A 5,072-nucleotide genomic window follows, 5' to 3' on the forward strand; every position below is an offset into this window, starting at 1 on the left:
TCGAACGCTGGGCCCTGGTGCTGCTGCTGTTCACGGCCCCCCTGCTGCTCAAGCTGGGGATCATCTTGCTGCTCGCGCGCAGCATGGGCGCCACCACCGGGGTGGCACTGCGCACCGGGCTCTATCTGGCGCAGGCGGGCGAGTTCGGCTTCGTGCTGCTCTCGCTGACCCGCAGCCACGGCCTGGTGCAGCCCGCGCTGATGAACCCCATCCTGGCGGCCATGGTGCTGTCGATGCTGGTGACGCCGCTGCTCATCATGTACAGCAACCACATCGTGATGAAGTTGGTGGCCAGCGACTGGCTGCAACAGTCGCTGCAAATGACCTCGATCGCGCGCAAGGCCATCAACACCAGCGGGCACGTGATCATCTGCGGCTATGGCCGCTGCGGGCAAAATCTGGCGCGCATGCTCGAGCACGAGGACATTCCGTATATGGCGCTCGACCTGGACCCGGATCGCGTGCACCAGGCCACGGCGGCAGGCGACAGCGTGGTGTACGGCGACGCCACGCGCCTGCAAGCGCTCATGGCCGCGGGTCTGGTTCGGGCCCGCGCCGTGGTGGTCACCTACATCGACGTGCAGGCCACCCTGAAGGTGCTGGCCAACGCCCGCTCCCACGCCCCCCAGGTGCCGGTGGTGGTACGCACGCAGGACGACCTGCACCTGGACAAGTTGCAGGCGGCGGGTGCCACCGAGGTCGTTCCCGAGGCCATCGAAGGATCGCTGATGCTCGCCAGCCACGCGCTGGCGCTGGTGGGCGTGCCCATGCGGCGCGTGCTGCGGCTCGTTCAGGAGCAGCGCGATGCGCGCTACAAGCTGCTGCGCGGCTACTTCCACGGCGCGGACGACGACACCGTGAACGAACGCGATCAGGAGCGCCTGTCGACCATCAGTCTGCCCGCGGGCTCCGCCGCGCTGGGCCAGAGCCTGGGCCAATTCGCCCTGTCCGCCATCGGCGTGCGCGTGGTGAACCTGCGCCGCGGCAACGGCCACATGAGCGCCACCGTGGACAGCGCGCTGCTCGCCGAGGGCGACACCCTGGTGCTCTCGGGCCACCCTGCGGCGCTGACGCTGGCGCAGGACCGGCTGCTGCGCGGCTAGGAAACAGGCCCTGCACGCAGGGCCGACCCGGGTTCAGCCCAGTTCGCCGTACTGGGTATTGCTCAGGTTCAGGTCGGAATCCCGGGCATCGTGCAACGTGTCTTCGAAACCGTTGAGAGACCGGGACTGCTTCGGGCGTCCGGCAATGAGCACACTCGGGGAGGGCAGGACACACGGCGCGACCGATGGCGCCGCGGCCGGTGGATCCGGCAGGGCGGGCTCCGCAGCGCGCGCGACCGTGGCTGCCACCCCGACAGGGGGCTGCCCGACCACCGGCAAGGGCGCTTCGGCACCCTGAGGAGGCGGGTCCTTCAGCAGGGGCCCCACGGGCTCGCGGTCATCGATGCGCCAGTAGACCGCTGTCACCAGGATGTCGCTGCGGGTCTTGGCGGTCTGGGCGATCAGCGCCGCGATCTCGTTCTGGCAGATGGACTCACCGCCGTATCCGCGCGCCAGATCGATCATCACCAGAAACTGGCGATGCGATGGGTCGATCGACAGAACCTTGAATTTGTAACCGGCAGCCAGCACCCAGGCACGCCGCATCACCTCGCGCACCACGGCGTACAGCGCTTCGCGGCGCTGCATGCGTTCGGCCCTGTCCACTGGCGCCTGTGCCTGCGGCAGCGGTTTGTCCGGCGCGGGTTCCGAAGGGACGTTGGCAGATAACGCAGCAGGCGATCCGGCCGCAGGCCGGGGCTCATCGACAGAGGCGGATTGGCGGTTGAACCAGTTGGGAAAAAGCATGGTTTGTCCTCTTCGTTTCTTTCGGGCGACGCATGGGAATTTATTTGCACATATCAATTGAAGTTCCAAAATATTATCAATTACAACAATTGAAGCTCAAATACCAAATAAGCTGTTGTATTGAGCAACAGACTGCAGATGATTATACAGAATGTCCATATTCCCCAATCCGCAAAATCGAGGCCAGCACGCAGCTGTTGCTGAGCACCCTGCTACCGGCTTGGGCGGGGGTTTCACACGCGCAGGTTCCGCAAGCACCTGCGTGCCGATGCACCCGGCGCGCCGGCGCGCTGGCCCTGCGGCCCGGTTCAGTTCCCGTACCGGGCGTTGCGCGGACCCGGGTCGGATGCACCCGATAGCCGATGGCGCCACGGCAGAAACAAGCTTTATCCAAGATTATCCCGTGTTGTTATCACTCCCCATCGGTCAGCAGAGCCTCCCATGGCCGGGAGGACGGCCCGGGCAAGCTGCACAAAATACAGGGGCCGGAATGGCAGCACGCATGCCGGCGCAGATTTATTTTCTGATTACGATTTACTGATCCAGCGGGTTCCCGAAGGTTTTCGCGCTGCGCGCAATCGGAGCACACGGACAATACCGAATACCTGCTGCACCGGCGCGTCCAATCAGACAGAAGGCGCCGCCGACTCCCCAGCCGGCCCCAAGCAAGGCGCTGCGCACCCTGGACGCCCAAGCCGCTGCCCTGCGCGGCCCCGCCGCGTGCCAGGTTCGGCACCCGCCGTGGCCGCAGCGCGCGCTTTGGCGCAGGACAGCGTCGGACGGCACCGGCAGATCCTGACGGCGCTCTCGCAGGGCCAGCGCCAGCGGTGATAATCCGGCGATGCAGGTTCTCTTTACCAAGATGCAGGGCGCAGGCAACGATTTCGTGGTGCTCGACGAAACCCGGGGGTGCCTGGGGCTGTCCGCGGCCCAGTACCGCTTTCTCGCGGACCGCCATTTCGGCGTGGGGGCCGACCAGATCCTCAGCGTGCGGCCCTCGCCCGCCCCGGGAATCGACTTCGAATACCTGATCCACAACGCCGACGGCGGCGAGGTCGAGCAATGCGGCAACGGCGCGCGCTGCTTTGCGCGCTTCGTGCGCGACAAGGGCCTCACGCACAAGGACAGCCTGCGGGTGCAGACGCGCGGCGGCGTGATCGCCCCCCGGCTGACGCCCGATGGCCGCGTCACGGTCGACATGGGGTGCCCGCGCTTCGATCCCGCCGACCTGCCCTTCGACGCGTCGGGCCTGCAAGCCATGCCCCGGGGCGCGGCGCAGCAGTGGCCGCTGGCGCTCGGGGCCGCGGCGTCTGGCACCAGCGTCTGGATCGCCATCGTCGCCATGGGCAACCCGCATGCCGTGCAGTGGGTGGACGACGTGGACAGCGCGCCCGTGCAGCAGACGGGCCCGCTGATCGCAAACCATGCGCGCTTTGCGCAGCGCGTGAACGCGGGCTTCATGCAGATCGTGGACCGGGGCCATGCGCGGCTGCGCGTCTTCGAGCGCGGCGTGGGCGAGACCCTGGCCTGCGGCACGGGCGCCTGCGCGGCCGCCGCGGCGGGAATCCGCCTGGGGCTGCTCGATTCCGAGGTGCACGTGGACATGCGCGGCGGGCGCCTCAGCATTTCCTGGAGCGGCGCCGCCGCCGACTCCGTTTTCATGACCGGCCCCGCCGCCACGGTGTTCGAAGGCCGGATCGAACTTCCCCCAACCCATGACCACACCCATCGCATCGATCTCCGAAGAACACATCGTCCAGTTTCTGACCAGCACGCCGGGCTTCTTCGAGCGCCATGCCGAGGTTCTGGCCAGCGTGCAGCTCGTCAGCGTGCACGGTGCGCGCGCCGTGAGCCTGCAGGAACGCCAGGCCGAGATGCTGCGCGAGAAAATCCGGGGGCTGGAGCAACGCATCATGGAGATGCTGCGCAACGGCAGCGAAAACGCCACCATCGCGCACAAGGTGCATCAATGGAGCGGCGCGCTGCTGCAGGTCAAAGATCCGTTCGATCTGCCGCAGACCATGGTGCACGGCCTGCGCACCCTGTTGGACGTGCCCCAGGCCGCAGTGCGCGTATGGAACGTGGCCGCCCCCTACGCCGACGCACCCTTCACGCGGGACGCAAGCGAGGACGTGCGCACGTTCACCTCGTCGCTCACGCTGCCGTTCTGCGGCCCCAACCTGGGCTTCGAACCCGCGGGCTGGCTCGCGCAGGAGGCGGACAGGCCCGCGCAGTCGCTGGCCCTGCTGCCGCTGCGTGCATGCGCCATGGACGTTCCCTCGCCCGCCTTCGGCCTGCTCGTGCTGGGTGCGCAAGACCCGCAGCGCTTCGACGCCACGATGGGCACCGACTTCCTCGCGCGCATGGCGGAACTGGCCAGCGCGGCGCTGCTGCGCTTGATGTGAAACACCCCCGAGCCCCCTGCGACGCGTCCCCATCGAGGAGGCGCTCCCTGCGGCCTGGCAAGGCCCGTCCCGCGTTGCCTCTGTCCGATGCGCCCGCACCCGACCCCCAGGTGCAGTGCTATCTGGAGTACGTGCGCGTGCAAAAGCGCCTGGCCGCGCGCACCCTCGCGCTCTACCAGCTGGACCTGGAAAAACTCGCGCAGTTTGCCGCGCGTCTGAACCTGCCCCTGCTGCAATTGGAAAACACGCATATTCGCCACTTCATGCTGCAAATGCACAGCGGTGGACGCAGCGGGCGGGGGATCGCGCTCATCCTCTCGGGCTGGCGCGGTTTCTTCACCTGGGCCGCGCAGCAGGGGCTGATCGCGTACAACCCCGTGCAAAACGTGCGCGCACCCAAGGCGTCCAAGCCCCTGCCAAAGTCGCTGAGCGTGGACGAAGCCGTGTACTTCGCCGGGTTTGCCAACCCCGGCGCCGACCCCTGGATCGAAGCGCGCGACGCGGCCATGGTCGAACTGCTGTATGGCTGCGGCCTGCGCGTGGGCGAATTGGCCGGGCTCGACACCGTGGCCAGCGCCGACGCCGAACGCCAGGGGCGCGGCTGGGTGGACCTGCAGGCGGGCGAAGCGCATGTCCTGGGCAAAGGCAGCAGGCGCCGCAGCGTTCCCGTGGGCCGCGCGGCCAGCGCCGCATTGCGCGCCTGGCTTGCGCTGCGCGCCACGCCGTTTGGCGCAGCGGCGCCGTGCGAGCCCGCGCTGTTCGTCTGATAGGTCTGCGCGCAGGTCTGGCCGCTGGCCAGCAGCGACGGCTTTCTGCC

At 67.9% G+C, this 5,072-nt stretch carries 4 protein-coding genes and 1 pseudogene; 4 read left to right on the top strand and 1 reads right to left on the bottom strand.

All coding sequences use genetic code 11. The features are described 5' to 3' along the window. A partial coding sequence (locus VTU_RS0120730) for an NAD-binding protein (protein WP_010108212.1) occupies positions 1-1,103 on the top strand: 1,103 nt, incomplete at its 5' end. Between the two features lie 33 nt (positions 1,104-1,136). Here VTU_RS0120730 and VTU_RS0120735 read toward each other — a convergent pair. Continuing rightward, positions 1,137-1,850: a hypothetical protein gene (locus VTU_RS0120735; RefSeq protein WP_010108214.1), complete on the bottom strand. Its 714-nt coding sequence runs from the start codon at positions 1,848-1,850 to the stop codon at positions 1,137-1,139. Between the two features lie 841 nt (positions 1,851-2,691). Here VTU_RS0120735 and dapF point away from each other — a divergent pair. The 3 genes and pseudogenes from dapF to VTU_RS29030 form a co-directional block, all read left to right on the top strand. Then, positions 2,692-3,558, top strand: a pseudogene (dapF, locus tag VTU_RS32015) (diaminopimelate epimerase); the annotation flags it as partial. Between the two features lie 7 nt (positions 3,559-3,565). Continuing rightward, positions 3,566-4,255: a DUF484 family protein gene (locus VTU_RS0120745; protein WP_010108217.1), complete on the top strand. Its 690-nt coding sequence runs from the start codon at positions 3,566-3,568 to the stop codon at positions 4,253-4,255. Positions 4,256-4,365: 110 nt separating this feature from the next. Beyond that, positions 4,366-5,022 carry a site-specific integrase gene (locus VTU_RS29030; RefSeq protein ID WP_236610820.1) on the top strand — a complete coding sequence of 219 codons (657 nt, stop codon included), beginning with the start codon at positions 4,366-4,368 and terminating at the stop codon, positions 5,020-5,022. Positions 5,023-5,072: the final 50 nt, after the last annotated feature.

Source organism: Verminephrobacter aporrectodeae subsp. tuberculatae At4 (assembly GCF_000193225.1).
GTDB lineage: Bacteria > Pseudomonadota > Gammaproteobacteria > Burkholderiales > Burkholderiaceae_C > Acidovorax > Acidovorax aporrectodeae.

Excerpts from the sequence above, each read along its gene's own strand:
- VTU_RS0120735 (WP_010108214.1), bottom strand. The coding sequence starts at position 1,850 with ATGCTTTTTCCCAACTGGTTCAACCGCCAATCCGCCTCTGTCGATGAG.
- VTU_RS0120745 (WP_010108217.1), top strand. The coding sequence starts at position 3,566 with ATGACCACACCCATCGCATCGATCTCCGAAGAACACATCGTCCAGTTT.